Annotated in this window: 13 protein-coding genes, 1 tRNA gene and 1 pseudogene; 7 read left to right on the forward strand and 8 right to left on the reverse strand. The window is 51.2% G+C overall.

What is annotated here, in order from left to right:
- Nucleotides 1–3 precede the first annotated feature (3 nt).
- On the forward strand, nt 4–2,085 hold the full coding sequence (gene recG, locus WES_RS00500; protein WP_016159941.1) for an ATP-dependent DNA helicase RecG: 2,082 nt from the start codon (nt 4–6) through the stop codon (nt 2,083–2,085).
- Nucleotides 2,086–2,274: 189 nt separating this feature from the next.
- Here recG and gltS read toward each other — a convergent pair whose 3' ends face one another.
- Nucleotides 2,275–3,480, reverse strand: a complete 1,206-nt coding sequence (gene gltS, locus WES_RS00495; RefSeq protein ID WP_000468835.1) for a sodium/glutamate symporter — start codon at nt 3,478–3,480, stop codon at nt 2,275–2,277.
- Nucleotides 3,481–3,759: 279 nt separating this feature from the next.
- On the opposite strand from gltS, the gene xanP reads away from it, so the two are divergent.
- Both xanP and WES_RS00485 read left to right on the forward strand, forming a co-directional pair.
- Nucleotides 3,760–5,151: a xanthine/proton symporter XanP gene (gene xanP, locus WES_RS00490; protein ID WP_016159940.1), complete on the forward strand. Its 1,392-nt coding sequence runs from the start codon at nt 3,760–3,762 to the stop codon at nt 5,149–5,151.
- Nucleotides 5,152–5,271: 120 nt separating this feature from the next.
- A complete protein-coding gene (locus WES_RS00485; protein WP_016159938.1) occupies nt 5,272–6,981 on the forward strand; it encodes an AsmA family protein in 1,710 nt (569 codons plus the stop codon).
- A gap of 52 nt (nt 6,982–7,033) precedes the next feature.
- Here the strand turns inward: WES_RS00485 and yicI are convergent, their stop codons facing one another.
- Nucleotides 7,034–9,352: an alpha-xylosidase gene (gene yicI, locus WES_RS00480; RefSeq protein WP_016159937.1), complete on the reverse strand. Its 2,319-nt coding sequence runs from the start codon at nt 9,350–9,352 to the stop codon at nt 7,034–7,036.
- A gap of 305 nt (nt 9,353–9,657) precedes the next feature.
- Here yicI and WES_RS00475 point away from each other — a divergent pair.
- Nucleotides 9,658–9,752: transfer RNA gene (locus WES_RS00475), tRNA-Sec, on the forward strand.
- A gap of 162 nt (nt 9,753–9,914) precedes the next feature.
- Here the strand turns inward: WES_RS00475 and fliB are convergent.
- Nucleotides 9,915–11,132, reverse strand: a complete 1,218-nt coding sequence (gene fliB, locus WES_RS00470; protein ID WP_016159936.1) for a flagellin lysine-N-methylase — start codon at nt 11,130–11,132, stop codon at nt 9,915–9,917.
- Between the two features lie 483 nt (nt 11,133–11,615).
- Here fliB and WES_RS00465 point away from each other — a divergent pair.
- Nucleotides 11,616–12,540, forward strand: a pseudogene (locus tag WES_RS00465) (carboxylate/amino acid/amine transporter).
- 3 nt (nt 12,541–12,543) lie between these two features.
- Here WES_RS00465 and nlpA read toward each other — a convergent pair.
- The gene (gene nlpA / locus WES_RS00460; RefSeq protein ID WP_000779441.1) at nt 12,544–13,362 is read right to left on the reverse strand and encodes a lipoprotein NlpA; all 819 of its coding nucleotides are present in this window, start codon (nt 13,360–13,362) and stop codon (nt 12,544–12,546) included.
- A gap of 219 nt (nt 13,363–13,581) precedes the next feature.
- Between nlpA and yicS the strand changes: the two genes are divergently transcribed.
- A complete protein-coding gene (yicS, locus tag WES_RS00455; protein WP_010350505.1) occupies nt 13,582–13,875 on the forward strand; it encodes a protein YicS in 294 nt (97 codons plus the stop codon).
- Between the two features lie 41 nt (nt 13,876–13,916).
- Here yicS and nepI read toward each other — a convergent pair whose 3' ends face one another.
- From nepI to adeQ, 3 genes are all read right to left on the reverse strand, one after another.
- Nucleotides 13,917–15,107 carry a purine ribonucleoside efflux pump NepI gene (gene nepI, locus WES_RS00450; protein WP_016159935.1) on the reverse strand — a complete coding sequence of 397 codons (1,191 nt, stop codon included), beginning with the start codon at nt 15,105–15,107 and terminating at the stop codon, nt 13,917–13,919.
- A gap of 210 nt (nt 15,108–15,317) precedes the next feature.
- Nucleotides 15,318–15,770 carry a DUF1198 domain-containing protein gene (locus WES_RS00445; protein WP_010354440.1) on the reverse strand — a complete coding sequence of 151 codons (453 nt, stop codon included), beginning with the start codon at nt 15,768–15,770 and terminating at the stop codon, nt 15,318–15,320.
- 52 nt (nt 15,771–15,822) lie between these two features.
- Nucleotides 15,823–17,157: an adenine permease AdeQ gene (gene adeQ, locus WES_RS00440; protein ID WP_016159934.1), complete on the reverse strand. Its 1,335-nt coding sequence runs from the start codon at nt 17,155–17,157 to the stop codon at nt 15,823–15,825.
- A gap of 174 nt (nt 17,158–17,331) precedes the next feature.
- Here adeQ and adeD point away from each other — a divergent pair, with 174 nt between their 5' ends.
- A complete protein-coding gene (gene adeD / locus WES_RS00435) occupies nt 17,332–19,098 on the forward strand; it encodes an adenine deaminase (RefSeq protein WP_016159933.1) in 1,767 nt (588 codons plus the stop codon).
- A 43-nt stretch (nt 19,099–19,141) separates the two neighbouring features.
- On the opposite strand, the gene uhpT is transcribed toward adeD, so the two are convergent.
- Nucleotides 19,142–20,533: a hexose-6-phosphate:phosphate antiporter gene (gene uhpT, locus WES_RS00430; RefSeq protein ID WP_000879190.1), complete on the reverse strand. Its 1,392-nt coding sequence runs from the start codon at nt 20,531–20,533 to the stop codon at nt 19,142–19,144.
- Nucleotides 20,534–20,575 lie beyond the last annotated feature (42 nt).

Consider the following 20,575-nt stretch of genomic DNA (forward strand, 5'->3'; position numbering starts at 1 on the left):
GCCATGAAAGGTCGCCTGTTAGATGCTGTCCCGCTCAGTTCCCTAACGGGCGTTGGCGCGGCGCAAAGTAACAAGCTGGCGAAAATCAACCTGCATACCGTGCAGGACTTACTGTTACACCTTCCTCTGCGCTACGAAGATCGCACCCATCTCTACCCCATCGGTGAGCTACTGCCGGGCGTTTATGCCACGGTGGAAGGCGAAGTGCTGAACTGTAATATCTCCTTCGGCGGTCGGCGGATGATGACCTGCCAGATTAGCGACGGTTCCGGCATTCTCACCATGCGCTTTTTCAATTTCAGCGCGGCGATGAAAAATAGCCTGGCGACGGGCCGCCGCGTGCTGGCCTACGGCGAAGCAAAGCGCGGCAAATATGGCGCGGAGATGATCCATCCGGAATATCGCGTACAGGGTGATCTCAGTACCCCGGAGCTACAGGAAACGCTTACGCCGGTTTACCCAACGACTGAAGGCGTTAAACAGACAACGCTGCGTAAATTAACCGACCAGGCGCTGGAGCTGCTCGACACCTGCGCTATTGAAGAACTGTTGCCGCCGGAACTGTCACAAGGGATGATGACGCTGCCGGAAGCCTTGAGAACGCTGCATCGCCCGCCGCCGACACTGCAACTTAGCGATCTGGAAAGCGGGCAGCATCCGGCACAACGTCGTCTGATTCTGGAAGAACTACTGGCGCACAACCTCAGTATGCTGGCGTTACGCGCTGGAGCACAACGTTTTCATGCCCAACCGCTTAGCGCCAATGACGCGCTGAAAAATAAACTCCTTGCCGCCTTACCGTTCAAACCAACGGGCGCTCAGGCACGTGTGGTGGCGGAGATCGAGCGCGATATGGCGCTGGATGTTCCCATGATGCGTCTGGTACAAGGCGATGTAGGTTCCGGTAAAACGCTGGTTGCTGCCCTCGCCGCGCTGCGTGCAATTGCTCACGGTAAACAGGTGGCGCTGATGGCACCAACCGAGTTGCTCGCCGAACAGCACGCCAATAACTTTCGCAACTGGTTTGAGCCGCTGGGTATTGAAGTGGGCTGGCTGGCTGGTAAGCAGAAAGGTAAAGCGCGACTGGCGCAGCAGGAAGCCATCGCCAACGGTCAGGTGCAGATGATTGTCGGCACTCACGCCATCTTCCAGGAACAGGTACAGTTTAACGGCCTGGCGCTGGTGATCATCGACGAACAGCATCGTTTCGGTGTGCATCAGCGTCTGGCATTGTGGGAAAAAGGCCAGCAGCAAGGCTTCCATCCTCATCAGTTGATCATGACCGCCACGCCGATCCCCCGCACGCTGGCAATGACCGCCTATGCCGATCTCGATACCTCGGTCATTGATGAACTGCCGCCAGGGCGTACACCAGTGACTACCGTTGCTATCCCGGATACACGCCGTAACGACATCATTGACCGCGTGCGTCACGCCTGCATGACTGAAGGACGTCAGGCTTACTGGGTTTGTACGTTGATTGAAGAGTCAGAGTTACTGGAAGCGCAGGCAGCGGAAGCTACCTGGGAAGAGTTGAGATTGGCGTTGCCGGAACTGAACGTTGGCCTGGTACATGGGCGTATGAAACCTGCCGAGAAACAGGCGGTGATGGCGTCGTTTAAACAAGGCGAGTTACACCTGTTGGTTGCCACTACCGTCATTGAAGTCGGCGTTGATGTGCCTAACGCCAGCCTGATGATTATCGAAAACCCGGAGCGCCTGGGTCTGGCGCAGTTACACCAGCTTCGCGGGCGCGTGGGACGTGGCGCGGTGGCTTCTCACTGCGTGCTGCTCTACAAAACGCCGCTCTCCAAAACGGCGCAAATTCGCCTGCAAGTGCTGCGTGACAGCAGCGACGGGTTTGTGATTGCACAAAAAGATTTGGAGATTCGCGGTCCTGGTGAACTGTTAGGTACGCGTCAGACGGGTAATGCCGAATTTAAAGTGGCAGATTTATTGCGCGATCAGGCCATGATCCCAGAAGTTCAGCGCCTGGCACGGCATATTCACGAACGTTACCCACAACAGGCAAAAGCCCTGATAGAACGCTGGATGCCGGAGACGGAACGCTACTCAAATGCATAAAGACGGCGGAGAGAAGACCGCCGTTTCAGGTTGATTTACCTTCCTGCCGAATGCGGCGTGAACGCCTTATCCGACCTACAAAAAACCAAAAAAAATCAATAAATTGATAATCATTACGCAGGCCAGATAAGCGAAGCGTATCTGGCATTTGTCTTTGTTGCGGCGGCACACATACCGCCGCTTCATCGGTTACCCCGCAAAAATCGGCAACATCAAATACAGCTTAATCACCAGGGCGTTAACGATATCGATAAAGAACGCACCGACCATCGGCACCACCAGGAAGGCCATGTGCGACGGGCCAAAGCGTTCGGTAATCGCCTGCATGTTGGCGATTGCCGTTGGCGTTGCACCAAGGCCAAAACCACAGTGACCCGCAGCCAGCACCGCCGCATCGTAGTTTTTGCCCATCATGCGCCAGGTGACGAAGATAGCGTACAACGCCATGAAGATAGTCTGTGCGACCAGAATCGCCAGCATCGGCAGCGCCAGCGAAGCCAGCTCCCACAGCTTCAGCCCCATCAACGCCATCGCCAGGAACAACGACAGGCTTACGTTACCCAGAACCGATACCGCACGCTCAAAGACACGGTAAAAGCCCATCATGGACAAACCGTTGCTCAGAATCACGCCCACAAAAAGCACGCAAACGAAGGTTGGCAATTCAAAAGCGGTGCCAGCCAAAAGTTGCGCAACAATTTTCCCCACCGTCAGACAGATAGCAATCAGCGCGATGGTTTCAATTAGTACCAGCGAAGTGATCATGCGCCCCACGTCCGGCTTTTCAAATGCGGTGGGGACTTCCTGGTCATCCGGAATACCGTTCGGCGTGGTGGAGTGCTTCACCAGATACCGCGCCACCGGCCCCCCAATCAAGCCGCCCAGCACCAGACCAAAAGTTGCACAGGCCATCGCCACTTCCGTCGCGTTGGTGAAGCCATAACGTTCAATGAACAATTTACTCCACGCAGCTCCCGTACCGTGTCCGCCAGAAAGCGTAATAGAACCGGCCAGCAGCCCCATCAGCGGATCAAGCCCTAACAGGCTTGCCATCCCAATGCCGATAGCATTTTGCATCACCAACAGGCCAACAACCACGATGAGGAAAATCCCCACCACACGCCCACCGGCACGCAGGCTGGCAATATTGGCATTCAGACCAATGGTTGCGAAGAATGCCAGCATCAACGGATCGCGCAGGGACATATCAAAATTGACTTCCCAGCCCATACTTTTTTTCAGCACCAGCAGCGCCAGTGCCACCAGCAACCCTCCGGCAACTGGTTCAGGTATGGTGTATTTCTTCAGAAAGGAGACGGAATGGACCAACTTGCGCCCGAGCAGCAACGTCAGCGTTGCAGCAACAAGCGTTGCTAAAGTATCGAGATGAAACATAGTTACTCCTTTGTGTCCGCACCACTCTTTCACACTCGTCATACTTCATCGCGCATGTGCATTAGGGCGAAATATGACGAGTATCGAGTCATGCTATCCCGGTTCGAATTCTCAGCTGAAAATAAAAAAATGGCATGGATTTTAAGCAGAAAACAACCAAAAGTTATATAAAAAAGTGCATTTATCGCATTTAAATATTTAGAAGAATGCATGGCAAACGTTTGCTTTTACCTTTCGGTCAGCTAAAATGCCCGCTTTGCCACCACGGGATTGTTTTCGATGTCTGTTTCCACCCTAGAGTCAGAAAATGCGCAACCGGTTGCGCAGACTCAAAACAGCGAACTGATTTATCGTCTTGAAGATCGTCCGCCGCTTGCTCAAACTCTGTTTGCCGCCTGTCAGCATCTGCTGGCGATGTTTGTCGCGGTAATCACGCCAGCATTGTTAATCTGCCAGGCGCTGGGTTTACCAGCACAGGACACGCAACACATTATTAGTATGTCGCTGTTTGCCTCCGGTGTGGCGTCGATTATTCAGATTAAAGCCTGGGGGCCGGTTGGTTCCGGGTTGTTGTCTATTCAGGGCACCAGCTTTAACTTCGTTGCCCCGCTGATTATGGGTGGAACGGCACTGAAGACCGGTGGCGCCGATGTTCCAACCATGATGGCGGCGCTCTTCGGCACACTGATGCTGGCAAGCTGCACCGAAATGGTAATCTCCCGCGTTTTGCACCTGGCGCGCCGCATTATTACGCCGCTGGTTTCTGGCGTAGTGGTGATGATTATCGGCCTGTCGCTAATACAGGTTGGGTTAACGTCCATTGGCGGCGGTTATGCGGCCATGAACGATAACACCTTTGGCGCACCGAAAAATCTGCTGCTGGCGGGTGTGGTCTTAGCTTTAATCATTCTGCTTAACCGTCAACGTAACCCTTACTTACGCGTGGCCTCGCTGGTGATTGCGATGGCAGCCGGATATGCGCTGGCGTGGTTTATGGGCATGTTGCCAGAAAGCAACGAGCCGATGACGCAAGAACTGATTATGGTGCCAACACCGCTCTATTACGGGCTTGGTATTGAATGGAGTCTGCTGTTGCCGCTGATGCTGGTCTTTATGATCACCTCGCTGGAAACTATTGGCGATATCACCGCCACCTCCGACGTTTCCGAACAACCGGTTTCTGGTCCGCTGTACATGAAACGTCTGAAAGGCGGCGTGCTGGCGAATGGCCTGAACTCGTTTGTGTCGGCGGTATTTAACACCTTCCCGAACTCCTGCTTCGGGCAGAACAACGGTGTGATCCAGTTGACCGGTGTTGCCAGCCGTTATGTCGGTTTTGTCGTTGCGCTGATGCTGATTGTGCTCGGCCTGTTCCCGGCTGTGAGCGGTTTTGTGCAGCATATTCCGGAGCCGGTACTTGGCGGCGCTACGCTGGTGATGTTTGGTACTATCGCCGCATCCGGTGTGCGTATCGTTTCTCGTGAGCCACTGAACCGTCGAGCCATTCTGATTATCGCGCTGTCGCTGGCGGTCGGTCTGGGCGTGTCTCAGCAACCGCTGATTTTGCAGTTTGCCCCTGAATGGCTGAAAAACCTGCTCTCCTCCGGGATCGCCGCTGGCGGTATCACTGCCATTGTGCTGAATCTGATTTTCCCGCCAGAAAAACAGTAATCCACTCGCGGCGGTAAAATTCTTTACCGCCGTAGCAACTCGCTTTCTCCATTCCCGCCTTGAGGAATGCGCGTAAATCGTGCATAACTCCCTTATGTGCATTTCACGGGATGGAAGACCATGAAATTTATTGGGAAGCTGCTTCTCTACATTTTCATCGCGCTATTCGTGGCGATCGCTGGCCTCTATTTCCTGCTGCAAACCCGCTGGGGAGCAGAGCATATCAGCGCATGGATATCCAGGAATAGCGACTATCATTTGACCTTCGGGGCGATGGATCACCGCTTTTCCGCGCCATCTCATATCGTGCTGGAGAACGTCACATTCGGTCGCGATGGTCAACCTGCCACTCTGGTGGCGAAAAGTGTCGATATTGCGCTAAGTAGTCGGCAACTGAGCGAGCCACGCCATGTTGATACTATCCTGCTGGAAAACGGGACGCTAAATCTCACCGGCCAGACCGCGCCACTACCGTTCAAAGCGGATCGTCTGCAACTGCGTGATATGGCGTTTAACAGCCCCAATAGCGAGTGGAATCTCAGCGCACAGCGAGTAAATGGCGGCGTCGTTCCGTGGTCGCCGGAAGCCGGTAAAGTTCTGGGCACGAAGGCTCAAATTCAGTTCAGTGCCGGCTCTCTGTCGCTCAACGATGTTGCTGCTACCAATGTACTGATTGAAGGCACTATTGATAACGATCGCGTCACGCTTACGAATCTGGGCGCCGATATCGCCCGTGGTTCATTAACCGGTAATGCGCAGCGTAATGCCGATGGTAGCTGGCAGGTGGAAAATCTGCGCCTGGCTGATATCCGTCTGCAAAGCGAAAAATCTCTGACCGATTTCTTTGCACCTTTGCGCTCTGTCCCGTCGTTGCAGATTGGTCGCCTTGAAGTGATCGACGCTCGCCTGCAAGGTCCGGACTGGGCGGTGACCGACCTCGATCTCAGCTTGCGCAACATGACCTTCATTAAAGATGACTGGCAGACGCAGGAAGGCAAGCTGTCAATGAACGCTAGCGAGTTTATTTATGGTTCGCTGCATTTATTTGACCCGATTATGAACGCGGAGTTTTCCCCACAGGGCGTGGCGCTTCGCCAGTTCACCAGCCGCTGGGAAGGCGGAATGATCCGAACGTCAGGGAACTGGCAACGCGACGGGAAAACGCTGATCCTCGATGATGCGGCAATCGTCGGGCTGGAATATACCTTGCCGAAAAACTGGCAACAGTTGTGGATGGAAGCGGCCCCAAGCTGGTTAAACCGCCTGCAACTGAAGAGATTTAGCGCCAGCCGTAACCTGCTCATTGATATCGATCCGAACTTCCCGTGGCAGCTCACTGCGCTGGATGGTTATGGCGCGAATCTGACGCTGGTTGCCGATCATAAGTGGGGCGTCTGGAGTGGCACGGCGAACCTGAATGCCGCCGCCGCAACGTTCAATCGTGTCGACGTTCGTCGCCCGTCGCTGGCGCTAACCGCCAATAGCAGCACGGTGAATATCAGCGAACTTAGCGCGTTTACCGAGAAAGGCATTCTTGAAGCTACTGCCAGCGTCTCACAAACGCCGCAGCGCCAGACCCATATCAGCCTGAACGGACGCGGTGTGCCGATGAACATTTTGCAACAGTGGGGATGGCCAGAGTTACCGATTACGGGCGATGGCAATATTCAGCTCACCGCCAGCGGCGATATTCAGACCGATGTACCGCTAAAACCTACGGTTAACGGACAACTCCATGCTGTGAACGCAGAAAAGCAGCAGGTAACCCAAACCATGAATGCTGGCGTCGTTTCCAGTGGCGAAGTCACGTCAACGGAGCCAGTGCAGTAAAAATCAATCTCGCCGGGCACGACATAGCCGTACCCGGCATTTTTTCAACAAATTACAGCATAATTGTCAGTGAGTTACCCACTGGCGACACCACCACACCCAACTCAGTTTCGGTCTGCGAACCGCCTTGCAAACCATTTACTTTCGCAATATTACGCAAGCACAGTGTCCAGTTCTTCGCCTCGCCCGCGCCTGTCACGATAATCGTATTTTCAGTACGCGCCGCTTTCAGGGTGAAGATCACCGAACCGTCGGCGGCGGGCACTTCACAGACAGCTTCACGCCCGTCTTGCAGATTAAAGAGTTGGAAAGCTGTGCCTTCATGCCATGCGTAGTCGGGGCGTTGATCATTGTTCCCCAGCGCCAGTAAGGTGTTGTCACGCACGTAAACCGGCAAACTAAGAAAATTATGCTGCTGTTTATGCCAACGGCTGCCTTCTGTTTCATCGTTATGCCACAGATGCGTCCAGCGACCTTCTGGCAGATAAAACTGTACATCGCCCGCTTCAGAGAACACTGGCGCAACCATCACGCTGTCGCCCAACATGTATTGACGGTCAAGATAATCACAGGCTGGATCGTCCGGGAACTCCATCACCATTGCGCGCATCATCGGCGTACCCAGCGCGTTCGCACGAACGGCTTCGCGGTACAGATACGGCATCATGCGGCATTTAAGCTGTGTGAAATGGCGCACGACATCGCAGGATTCATCATCATAAGCCCACGGCACACGATAAGATTTGCTGCCATGTAAACGGCTATGGCTGGAGAGCAAACCAAATGCGCACCAGCGTTTGTAAACGTGTGCCGGAGCGGTATTCTCAAAGCCACCGATATCGTGGCTCCAGAAACCAAAACCGGAAAGGCCAATAGATAACCCGCCGCGCAGGCTTTCCGCCATCGATTCGTAATTGGCGTAGCAGTCTCCGCCCCAGTGCACGGGAAATTGCTGTGCGCCCACAGAAGCGGAACGGGCAAACAGGACGGCCTCTTCCTCACCGACAGTGTCTTTCAGGACGTTCCATACCAGTTCGTTGTAGATGTACGCATAATGATTATGCATTTTCTGCGGATCGGAACCGTCAAACCACTGAACGTCTGTTGGAATACGTTCGCCAAAGTCGGTCTTAAAGCAATCGACGCCCATCGCTACCAGGCCTTTCAGTTTATCGGCGTACCATTTGCAGGCATCTGGGTTGGTAAAATCATAAATCGCCAGACCTGGCTGCCATTTATCCCATTGCCATAACGAGCCATCCGGGCGTTTGAGTAAATATCCTTTCTCTTGCAACGCTTTAAATACCGGCGATTTTTGCCCTATATAGGGGTTAATCCAGACGCAGATTTTCAGCCCTTTCGCTTTCAGGCGGCGAATCATCCCTTCCGGGTCAGGGAAAGTGACCGGATCCCACTCAAAATCGCACCACTGGAAGGCTTTCATCCAGAAACAGTCGAAGTGGAAAACATGTAGCGGCAGATTACGTTCCGCCATGCCGTCGATAAAGCTGTTTACCGTAGCTTCGTCATAATTAGTGGTAAATGAAGTCGTTAACCACAAACCAAAGGACCATGCTGGCGGCAGTGCCGGACGCCCGGTAAAACGGGTATAACGATCGAGCACCGCTTTCGGCGTCGGGCCATCGATAACAAAGTATTCGAGATATTCACCCTCGACGCTGAACTGCACTTTGGAGACTTTCTCCGATCCCACTTCAAACGAGACGCACTGCGGATGATTAACCAGCACGCCGTAGCCACGGTTGGTGATATAGAACGGGATGTTTTTGTACGCCTGTTCGGTGCTGGTTCCGCCGTCACGGTTCCAGGTTTCCACCGTCTGACCATTACGCACCAGCGCGGTGAAGCGTTCCCCCAGACCGTATACTGTTTCACCGACACCGAGATCCAGGCGCTCAAACATGTAGCTACGGTTGGTGTTGGTGTCCTGTATATAGCCGTTATTTTTCAACTGGCTACCGGTAATACGCACACCATTGCGCAGAAAATCGAGCGACCAGAATTCACCTTTGGTAACACGAACACTCAAATTACCGCTCTTCAGCTCGGCATATTCAATTGTGTTTTGCATCTCCACCGGAACGTCATGCAACACATTAAGCGGGTAGTGCGGACCGTTATCCAGCGCCCCTTGAAAATGCTCAATCCGCACGCCAACCACACCTTCCTGAGGTGAAAAAAAGCGCAGCGTAAACAGTGGCGTATCCAACTGCCAGGTACGCTCCCGCACATCACGCGGCGCGGCGTAAACCACCATCTCCTTTTCCCGCAACTCAACATCAAAAACCTGGATGGGGTGAATCAAATTAAGACCAGGTTGAATAAGCCAGTTTCCATCGCTGATTTTCATAATCCGTTCCTTTCGTTCTGAAATTTTTGTTACCGCAAGCATGACAAGTGAAGAAGGCGCCAGTCAGACAGCCCGAAAGTAAACCATCCTTAAGAGTGCGGATATTGCTATTTTTTGTTATCAACTTACGTTTCTTGTTTTCTGTGATCGCGGTAGCGCCAAAATGTAACTTATGGATTTGCTGAAGGTTTCTGTGAAAGGGATCATGGCAAGACGAAACGATACGGAAAAAAGTGTGATGGGGGATGTGATAAGGCGAGGAACTAGCTATAATGCGCCCCGCCTCCATGTAGCAATCGAGGCGCGGAAGATCGTCGTCTCCGGTGAGGCGGCTGGACTTCAAATCCAGTTGGGGCCGCCAGCGGTCCCGGGCAGGTTCGACTCCTGTGATCTTCCGCCAAAATGCCTCTTCTGACGTTCACCAATCCCTTGTAATACGATTAAAACCAGACATTTTCTTCTGTTCATGATTCAATCGGCTTAACCGAGTTCTTTCTTAACATTTATTGCAATGGCGGCGACATGTCAGACAAAGACTTAACCCAGTCTCCGGCAGGCAAATTCAACAAATCAACAGCAGACAGGAGAGATCGTCCCCGGCATTGATCATGTCAATCGCTTTATCCATCCGCTGATCGATAATTGGCGAATGCAAGGTTTTCTCGGCAAGGCTCGCCACAATCTTTAACACCGTTGCCTCATCAGGAGTTACTTCCAGCGATGTCACACTCAACAAATGCTTAATATAGAAATAATCGAGGATTAAACGGTAAACCTGGCGCATGATCGTTGAGAAATCAGCATCCGGAAAATGACAGTGGTAAATTTTGTAGGTCAGTAAATTGCGCAATACATGCGGGGCGCTAAGGATAGAATCCTGGCAAAGCTGCTGCCATTGCTTATCCAGAACTGCAAACTTGTCGACCAGATCCTGCTTATCCGTACTGGCTGTAATGTTTAAATACGCCGCCATCTTCCGATGCACCCCAGCGATAATGTTATCCCTGGCGCCTTCATTCGCGATAAGTGAACCCAATGCCGACAGCGCGCGCACCTTCAATCCAACCGACTCCGTTGACATTGAGCGATGAGTCAAACTTATACCTGCCGCCAGCTCGCTTAATAGTTCCTGATGATACTGTTCGGCCTGCGCAAAATGGCGATGCAGATCGAACTCAATGCGTTGCAAGTAAACCATAAACTGTGCCAGCGCCATCAGGTTCTCTTCAACGTTCAACGATGGTGCCTGTAGAAGGTGCCAGGCAAAGAGATGCACAATCTGTTGGATCTGATTAACCGGCTGCTGCCGGGCGATGATATTGTTTTTCGCCTTCGCCAGCAGCTCATCTTGTTCATGCACTAACATGCTGTCGGCATCGAACAATACCAGCCGGGCTACTTCTGGACATGAAAGCGTCATCGAATAACGAGTTGTATCCGCGTAGTGCTTTTTACAACGTGGATAAGTAGAACAGGTAACTGAAAGCGCGTTGCCTCCCAGCTCGCGATGAACCAGGCAGAGTTTATTTTCGTCGAGAAACGGACACTGTCCCTGCGCGTCCAGCTTAATTCTCGAATATCTTTGTTTACCTTTTCGCACCAGCATCAAATTCTCTTTCGCCAGGCTGGAGATTTCCGGATGGTGTGCGTTGAGGTAATCATGATGAGTTTTCTTGTCGATATCTATTTGCCATCCCTGACAACAGGAAATCAGGCAGTCAGGACCGACACAGGAAAACTTCTTCACAAACTCGGGTTTGATCACTTTATGGATTTGCATAGCATTCTTCGCGTTTAAAAAGCGAACAGTAGCATGTTGTCAGAAAAAAATGATAACGCCATAACATGACGGTTTAATAAGCATTTCACGCGTTTCATAAAGATAAAGAATAATGCTCGACCTCATCAAATTACCCACGCTATTTGTCAGCGACGCTAATGCAAAATATTTCATTGCGACGTGATAAGAAATTTCGATGCTTTTGAATAACGACCTACGCAAACCATGAAGGATACTTATGAGAAGAATATTCATGGTTCCGACGAGAATAATATAAAAGCCTCACGGTCGATTTTATTTTTAGATTGCTTCTGGCTGGCGATAATAATGTCAGACGTATCAACGGCCTGCCTGTTATTGATAAAGATGCGTAACTATTGCTGAAAGGCAACATAAATATGCTTTATATGAACAGAGCCATCCTTGCCATTTTTGCTATCATGCCTGCATACATAAACAACAAAACCGTATGCAGAGGGAAAAATGGGTTCCACCAGAAAGGGGATGCTGAACGTTCTAATTGCCGCCGTATTGTGGGGAAGTTCAGGTGTCTGCGCACAATACATCATGGAGCAAAGCCAGATGTCATCGCAGTTTCTTACCATGACGCGACTGATATTTGCCGGTTTTATTCTGCTAACGCTCTCCTTTGTCCACGGCGATAAAGTCTTCTCAATCATTAAAAATCATAAAGATGCCATCAGCCTGCTGATTTTTTCCGTTGTTGGCGCACTGACCGTCCAGCTTACTTTCTTACTGACAATTGAAAAATCCAATGCCGCTACAGCAACGGTGCTGCAATTTTTATCACCAACGATTATCGTGGCATGGTTCTCACTGGTACGTAAATCACGCCCCGGCATCCTGGTTTTTTGCGCCATTCTGACATCGCTGATTGGTACGTTTTTATTGGTGACACACGGTAATCCGACGTCATTATCGATCTCTCCTGCTGCGTTATTCTGGGGTATCGCCTCGGCATTTGCTGCCGCATTCTATACGACATACCCCTCAACGCTCATTGCCCGTTACGGCACACTGCCAGTGGTTGGCTGGAGTATGCTCATTGGTGGTCTGATCCTGCTGCCCTTTTATGCCGGACAAGGAACAAATTTTGTGGTTAATGGCAGTCTGATTCTGGCGTTTTTCTATCTGGTGGTAATTGGAACTTCGCTGACTTTTAGTCTGTATCTGAAAGGCGCACAGTTAATTGGCGGGCCAAAAGCCAGCATTTTGAGCTGTGCAGAACCATTAAGTAGCGCGCTGCTCTCTTTACTGCTGCTGGGGATCACTTTCACATTACCTGACTGGCTGGGAACGCTGCTGATTCTGTCATCGGTCATTTTGATTTCAATGGATTCCCGCCGCCGCGCCAGAAAAATGTAATCGTCCGGCGCGGCGCGGTTGATAATTACCAGCCCGGCACCGCGCCACCGTTAAAGATAGTTTCTGCCGCTTTAGCAACTTCCGGTGATTGATAAGATTGCAAAAATTCCTTCACGTTTTCTGCATCCTTGTTATCTTCCCGCGCCACCAGAATGTTCACATACGGCGAATTTTTATCTTCAATAAATACGCTGTCATGCACCGGGGAAAGCCCGGTTTGCTGAATATAAGTCGTGCTGATAATCGCCACATCCACTTTCGGGTCGTCCAGTACGCGCGGCAACTGTGCCCCTTCCAGTTCCATAATCTGTAAATGACGCGGGTTATCGGTAATATCCAACGCCGTTGGCAGTAAACCTTTCCCCTCTTTCAACGTAATCAGTTTCTCTTTTTGCAACAGTAACAGCGCCCGCCCAAGGTTGGTCGGATCATTCGGAATCGCCACTGTCGCCCCATCTTCTAGCTGATCGACCGTTTTGATTTTTTTCGAATAGCCCGCCATGGGGAAGACAAAGGTATTCCCCACCGCCACCAGTTTATAACCGTGCGCCTGATTATCCTGTTCAAGGAAAGGGCGATGCTGGAATACATTGGCATCCAGTTCACCATGATTTGTTGCATCGTTCGGCAGCAATGAACCGCTAAATCCAATCAGTTCAACCTCAAGGCCATACTTCTCTTTAGCCACTTTTTTAGCGACTTCCGCCACATCCTGTTCGGCACCGTTTATGACCCCAACTTTAATGTGTTTTGTATCGCTACTTTGCTGGTCGCAGCCTGCCAGTAGTATTCCTGCCAGTAATAACGCTACTCCTGTTCGTAGATGATGTGTTGTCAGTTTCATTTTTTATCCTTTTATTAATGATTACCTGACTATAGCGGTAAGGTCGCTGCGGTTAAAAAACGAAATGCTATCGATAAGAAGAAAAAGGAATAAAAGAGGAATATAAGGTCTGGCACTTCTTACTGAATACTAAAACGCGTTTCGTACAGCATGATTAGAGCGATGAAAACAAACTACACTTATGCTTCATTCGATGCCATTTGTAAAAAGGTAGAACTCATGAAACCAACGACGCTGCTTCTTATTTTCGCTGTTTTCGCGATGCCGGGTATCGTATATGCCGAGTCGCCTTTTAGCTCGTTACAATCGGCGAAAGAGAAAAATACGGTATTACAGGATTTGCGAAAAATTTGTACCCCGCAGGCATCGTTATCAGATGAAGCGTGGGAAAAGTTAATGTTGTCTGATGAAAGCAATAAACAACACATACGCGAAGCCATCGTGGCGATGGAGCGTAATAATCAGAGTAACTACTGGGAAGCGTTGGGCAGGGTAGAATGCCCGGATATGTAAGAGCGGCAACAGCCGCTGACCAACACTTCTTTAGCCTGATATCAGGATTTCTTCATTTTCACTTTTGCAGTAACCAACAGCGCGGTAAGCAACATCAACGTGCCGGACAATATTAACGGCGAAGTCAGGCCAATGTTATCCAGTGCATAACCGCCAATTGCCGCGCCGCAGGTATTGGCAAGCTGAATAACAGCCACCTGAATAGATCCCGCCTTTTCTGCCTGGTCGGCTAATGAGCGGGTGATCCACGTTGACCAGCCCACGGGAATTAAAGCAAAGGTCAGCCCCCAGATAATCGCCACACCGGTAGCAACAATTTTATCGCTTCCCCACAACGTCAGTACCAGCGCACTAAGAGCAAGCACTAACGGTGCTCCCGCTAAGGCCAGTTTTACTGAACGTTTAAGAATGATCGACGAAAGCGACGTACCGACAAAACTGGCGATACCAAAACTCAGCAGTACCAGTGTTAAGCCATCCACGCCGAATCCCGCCAGATTCATATACACCGGTCGAATATAGGTGAAGAAAGCGAACTGCCCCGCAAAGGACATAAAGATAGCAATCATCCCGGCCATCACCCCCGGACGCTGCAACAGGCGGAAGGTATTTTGCTTCTGATGTGACGGTTCGCCAGGTAGCGAAGGCAATGATTTGATAATCCAGATAATACACAGCACGCCCATCACCGCTGCCGCATTAAAGACATTGCGCCAGCCGATAAGCTCGCCTAAAAAGCTGCCTAACGGCGCGGCAATCACCAGCGCAATAGAAACCGCGCCGAAGATCACCGACAGCGCCTTCGGCACCGTACGAGGCGGCACCAGACGCATAGTCAGCGACGCTGACATCGCCCAGAATCCACCCAGCGCCAGCCCGAGACAGGCTCGACCGATTAATAACATTCTGAACGAGCTGGCAAAGGAAACCAGCAAGCAAGAGAGCGTCAGCAAGACGGCGAACAGAATGACAACGTAGCGGCGGTCGGTGGACTGAATTGTCTGGGTAATAAACAAACTGGCAAACATCGCCACAAAGGCGGTCACAGTCACCGATTGCCCGGCAAGCCCTTCCGAAATCCCTAAATCCTGCGCCATCGGCGTCAGCAAACTAACAGGCAAAAACTCAACGATAATCAGGCAGGCGACGCAAAACGCCACCGAGAAAACGGCTGACCAGTTCGGTCGGGTGATGGCATCCGCGCCACAGTTTTCTTCGATATGTTCACTCATGGTGTTACCCGTGGCATGTTTCAGGGGAAAAGCCGGTCAGTTTAGCATTGAAATGTGTGACGCATTTAACGTTTTTGCAACCTTTACGGTGTTGCTTGAGCTGGAGTTAAGATCGAAACGGAACAGGGCAAAGATTACCGAATGCGGCATGAACGCCTTATCCCCCCTACAGGTCAGGCGCGGTCTGTAGGCTGATAAGACGAAGCGGTTTTAATGCAGCCAGTGAACGCCCTCGGCAGGCTGAAAGAATGCGTTATAGCGCATCTGGAAAGCGTTAATCTCCTGCATTTCAGGTTCTGTTTCGCGCAGAAAACCCAGCGCCAGCCTGACCTGAGCGTCGGTAATGGGAGCTGCGAGGCGGGCTTTTTGTAAAATCCGATGCCATTGCAACAGATTCTGTTCGCTGCCATCGACAATGACAATTTGCCAGATGAGCAACACCTGCGCAGCATTTTGCAGGTGCGACTCATCCGGGCGATGCAGGTAACGTAAAAATTCGTCACCCGCTGACTTTCCCATCTGATCGACCATCGATTCGATGGGTACGACATCAATATTCAGCCGATCGCTCAGGCGGCGAATCGCCTTTCTGGCTCCGGATGTCAGCACCCGAAAACCAACCACAAACACCACCGCCAGCGTAGCGAGCATTATCCAGATCATGAGTTCTCCTGCGTAACTGACACTCATGATATCTGGAAACACTTATCAGATACTAATCCACCAGGATGATTTTCAGCGCAAACAGCGCTGCTACAACCACCACACACAGGTTCAGATCGCGCCAGCGCCCGGTACAGACTTTCATAATGCAGTACGACATAAAGCCCAGCGCGATACCTTCGGTGATCGAGAAAGTAAAGGGCATCATCACCGTAGTAATAAATGCGGGCACCGATTCGGTAAAATCATCCCAGTTAACGCGCGCCAGACTTGAGGTCATTAACACGCCCACGAAGATGAGCGCCCCGGCAGTCGCATAGGGGGGAACCATTGCCACCAGCGGTGAGAAGAACATAACCAACAGGAACATAACGCCGACCACAACCGCAGTCAGCCCCGTGCGACCACCGACCGCCACACCAGAAGTACTTTCAATATAGGCGGTAACAGACGAGGTGCCGATAAACGCACCCGCCACCGAACTGACGCTATCGACATACAGCGCCTTATTCATATTGGGGAATTTACCGTTACTATCTATTAAGCCAGCTTTATCAGTTACACCAATTAATGTTCCTGATGAATCAAATAGGTTGATCAGCATAAAGGAGAAAATGATACCGGCAAGTTCAAGCGACAACGCGCCGCTCAAATCGACTTCACCAATGACACCGCTAATATCGGGTGGAATGGAATAGATGCCGCTAAAATGAACATCACCGAAAAATAATCCACAGCAGGAAGTAACAACAATAGAAACCAACACCGCCGCATGAAAATTACGTGATGACAACACAGTTATAATAAAAAAACCTAAAATACCTAACAACACGCCGTGAGAACTTAAATCGCCAATCATAACCAGCGTATCTTTATTGGCGACAATAACACCGGTATTTTTTAATCCCATCAAGGCAATAAATAACCCGATACCACTGGTGATACCAATACGTAAACTTAACGGAATGTTGGAAATCATCCAGTAACGGATACGAAAAAGCGTGAGCAAAAACAGTCCGATTGCGCCCCAAAATATGGCTCCCATCCCGGTCTGCCAGGAGATCCCCATCGCCCCCACGACCACGAACGCGAAGAAGGCGTTCAGCCCCATCGCCGGTGCCAGCGCCACGGGCAAGTTAGCAAATATCCCCATCGCAATGCTGCCAATACCGGCAATTAAACAAGTGGTGACAAATACCACTTTCGGATCCATTTGTGCCGCACCGAGGATTTGCGGGTTAACAAAAACGATGTACACCATGGTTAAAAAAGTGGTCATCCCCGCAATCAATTCTGTGCGGACGGTGGTTCCATGTTGAGGAAGTTTAAATAATCGCGAAAGCGTCCCTGATTCATTACTCACGTAATCGGTATTGTCATTATTCATTTTTTTGTCCATTGAAGGAATTTTAAATCCTTGCTTTTGTAAAACAAATGACAACACTGGTTCAGTGATAATTATCACATTTCAATTGCACATTAATGGATATTCTTTAATAATCTCGCGACGTTTCTTTATGATAAATAATAATCAATTTGATAAAATCAAAATGAGAAAAACATGAATAATTCTATTAACCATAAATTTCATTACATTAGTCGGAGCGAATACCAGGAATTGTTAGCCGTTTCCCGTGGTGAAGCCGTTGCCGATTATATTATTGATAATGTCTCTATTCTGGATCTGATCAATGGCGGAGAAATTTCCGGCCCGATTGTGATTAAAGGGCGTTACATTGCTGGTGTTGGCGCAGAATACGTCAACGCTCCAGCTTTACACCGAATTGATGCTAACGGCGCAACGGCAGTACCAGGATTTATTGATGCTCACCTGCATATTGAATCCAGCATGATGACGCCGGTCACCTTTGAAACAGCCACCCTGCCACGCGGCCTGACAACTGTTATTTGCGATCCCCATGAAATCGTCAATGTCATGGGCGAAGCCGGATTCGCCTGGTTTGCCCGCTGCGCCGAACAGGCAAAGCAGAATCAGTATTTGCAAGTCAGCTCTTGCGTACCCGCACTGGAAGGCTGCGATGTAAACGGCGCCAGTTTTACTCTCGAACAGATGCTCGCCTGGCGAGATCACCCGCAGGTTACTGGCCTCGCGGAGATGATGGACTACCCAGGCGTAATTAGCGGGCAGGATGCGCTGCTCGATAAACTGGACGCATTTCGCCATCTGACGCTGGACGGTCACTGCCCCGGTTTAGGCGGTAAAGAACTTAACGCCTATATTGCTGCCGGTATTGAAAACTGCCATGAGAGCTATTTGCTGGAAGAAGGCCGTCGGAAATTACAACTCGGCATGTCGTTGATGATCCGTGAAGGGTCCGCTGCCCGCAACCTCAACGCGCTGGCTCCGTTAATCAACGAATTTAATAGCCCACAATGTATGCTCTGTACCGATGACCGTAACCCGTGGGAAATCGCCCATGAAGGGCATATCGATGCCTTAATCCGTCGGCTGATCGAACAGCACAATGTGCCGCTGCATGTGGCATATCGCGTAGCCAGTTGGTCAACAGCGCGCCATTTTGGTCTTAATCATCTCGGTTTACTGGCGCCCGGCAAACAGGCCGATATCGTCCTGCTAAGTGATGCGCGGAAGGTCACGGTGCAGCAGGTACTGGTGAAAGGCGAACCGATTGACGCGCAAACCTTGCAAGCACAAGAGTCGGCGAGACTGGCGCAATCCGCCCCACCGTATGGCAATACTATTGCTCGCCAGCCGGTTTCCGCCAGCGACTTTGCCCTGCAATTTACGCCCGGAAAACGCTATCGGGTCATTGACGTTATCCATAATGAGCTGATTACGCACTCCCGCTCCAGTGTTTACAGTGAAAACGGTTTTGATCGCGATGATGTGTGCTTTATTGCCGTGCTTGAGCGTTACGGGCAACGGCTGGCTCCGGCCTGTGGCTTGCTCGGCGGCTTTGGTTTGAATGAAGGCGCGCTGGCTGCGACGGTCAGCCATGACAGCCATAATATTGTGGTGATCGGTCGCAGCGCAGAAGAGATGGCGCTGGCGGTAAATCAGGTGATTCAGGATGGCGGCGGGCTGTGTGTTGTACGTGACGGTCAGGTGCAGAGCCATCTACCGTTGCCTATTGCCGGGCTGATGAGCACCGACACGGCGCAGTCGCTGGCGGAACAAATTGACGCCCTGAAAGTCGCCGCCCGCGAATGTGGTCCGTTACCGGATGAACCGTTTATTCAGATGGCGTTTCTTTCCCTGCCAGTGATCCCCGCGTTGAAACTGACCAGCCAGGGCTTGTTTGATGGCGAGAAGTTTGCCTTCACTACGCTGGAAATTGCAGAATAAAAAAATGCCCGGCGTCATGCCGGGCAAAAGTCACCAGTTACGTTTATGCCACTGTCAACTGCTGAATTTTTTTCTCGCGGCGGATTTTGCGTTCTTCCATTACCGCGACTATCGCCATCAGGCAGATACAGCCAATTGCGGCGATATCCAGCGCGGCGAAGGTTCCAGCCCAGCCGGTGAGGCCGAATACCGGAGTACCATCGGCAATCATCCCCAGACCTAGCTTGGCAAAGCTGTCACCAATCAGGTAGGCGAAGGTGCCTTTAATCCCGTCGGCTGCGCCGATCGCTTTTTTCGGTACAAAGCCAACAGCCGCCACGCCAATCAACAGTTGCGGACCAAATACCAAGAAACCTAATGCAAAGAGAGAAGCCAGGTAGATATATTGATTGCTGGCGTGCTGATACACACCGAGTGTCGCGATAATCAGCGCCAGCGCGATGCAGGCGACCAGGCCACGGCGGCCGTTCGCCAGGTCAGAGAGCCAGCCCCACAGCAGCGTACCGACCAGTGCGCCTGCTTCAAACAGCGTAAAGCCCTGAATCGCCACCGCTTTAGAGAGTTTCAGTTCCTGGAACGCGTACACGGTTGACCACTGGTCGATACCAATACGTACCACGTACAGGAAGATATTGGCGAAGCACAGCAGCCAGATCACTTTGTTTTTCAGCACATACTCAACAAAGATCTGCCACTTGGTCATATCCGTGGACTCAGTCTCTTTGTCCTCTTCGCTGATCTCTTCACCGAACAGTTCTTCGGCTTTACCGAGGCCATAAGCTTCAGGGGAGTCACTGCCGTAACGCAGACCGATAAAACCGACAATCAGCGCGATAATCGACGGGAAGATAAACATGCCGATCACATGACCGTCGAACAGGTAATTTGCACCGAACAGCGCCACACCCGCCGCGCCCGCGCCACCGAGGTTGTGGGAAATGTTCCAGAAACCGAGGAACGTCCCGCGCTTACGACGTGGCGTCCATTTGGTGATGGTGGAGTAACTGCATGAGCCGCCGGTACTCTGGAAAAAGCCGCTTAAGGCGTAGAAGGCAATCATCAGGAACAGGCTAACTGAGCCGCTGCCCATGCTGGCGCTGAAGCCCAGCATACAAATGGCGGAGAGGATCAGCATAAACGGCAGGAACTGTTTGGTATTTTTGCCGTCGGCATAGTAGGAAACCAGCGTTTTACCTACGCCGTAAGTGATGGAGAAGCCCAGGCCAATCATCCCCAGCTGCGTCATGCTCAACCCGTAAGTGGAGATCATGTCGTTCTGCGCAATGTTAAAGTTCTTGCGAATCAGATACATCGTCAGGTAGCCAATAAAGACCACCAGGTAGGATTGCATGAACGGTTTGAACCACATTTTGCGCCGCACTTCGAGCGGAAGATCCAGAGTCGGCTTGCGAACCTGGTTGAGGAAAGCCAGCATGGGTTACTCCTGATTTCCCATCATTCTTCAAGCCGCAGGTGC

The organism is Escherichia sp. KTE31 (assembly GCF_000407925.1).
GTDB lineage: Bacteria > Pseudomonadota > Gammaproteobacteria > Enterobacterales > Enterobacteriaceae > Escherichia > Escherichia ruysiae.

Excerpts from the sequence above, each read along its gene's own strand:
- yicI (WP_016159937.1), bottom strand. The coding sequence starts at position 9,352 with ATGAAAATCAGCGATGGAAACTGGCTTATTCAACCTGGTCTTAATTTG.
- uhpT (WP_000879190.1), bottom strand. The coding sequence starts at position 20,533 with ATGCTGGCTTTCCTCAACCAGGTTCGCAAGCCGACTCTGGATCTTCCG.
- WES_RS00485 (WP_016159938.1), top strand. The coding sequence starts at position 5,272 with ATGAAATTTATTGGGAAGCTGCTTCTCTACATTTTCATCGCGCTATTC.
- recG (WP_016159941.1), top strand. The coding sequence starts at position 4 with ATGAAAGGTCGCCTGTTAGATGCTGTCCCGCTCAGTTCCCTAACGGGC.
- nlpA (WP_000779441.1), bottom strand. The coding sequence starts at position 13,362 with ATGAAACTGACAACACATCATCTACGAACAGGAGTAGCGTTATTACTG.
- xanP (WP_016159940.1), top strand. The coding sequence starts at position 3,760 with ATGTCTGTTTCCACCCTAGAGTCAGAAAATGCGCAACCGGTTGCGCAG.
- WES_RS00445 (WP_010354440.1), bottom strand. The coding sequence starts at position 15,770 with ATGATCTGGATAATGCTCGCTACGCTGGCGGTGGTGTTTGTGGTTGGT.
- adeQ (WP_016159934.1), bottom strand. The coding sequence starts at position 17,157 with ATGAATAATGACAATACCGATTACGTGAGTAATGAATCAGGGACGCTT.
- nepI (WP_016159935.1), bottom strand. The coding sequence starts at position 15,107 with ATGAGTGAACATATCGAAGAAAACTGTGGCGCGGATGCCATCACCCGA.
- gltS (WP_000468835.1), bottom strand. The coding sequence starts at position 3,480 with ATGTTTCATCTCGATACTTTAGCAACGCTTGTTGCTGCAACGCTGACG.
- yicS (WP_010350505.1), top strand. The coding sequence starts at position 13,582 with ATGAAACCAACGACGCTGCTTCTTATTTTCGCTGTTTTCGCGATGCCG.
- adeD (WP_016159933.1), top strand. The coding sequence starts at position 17,332 with ATGAATAATTCTATTAACCATAAATTTCATTACATTAGTCGGAGCGAA.
- fliB (WP_016159936.1), bottom strand. The coding sequence starts at position 11,132 with ATGCAAATCCATAAAGTGATCAAACCCGAGTTTGTGAAGAAGTTTTCC.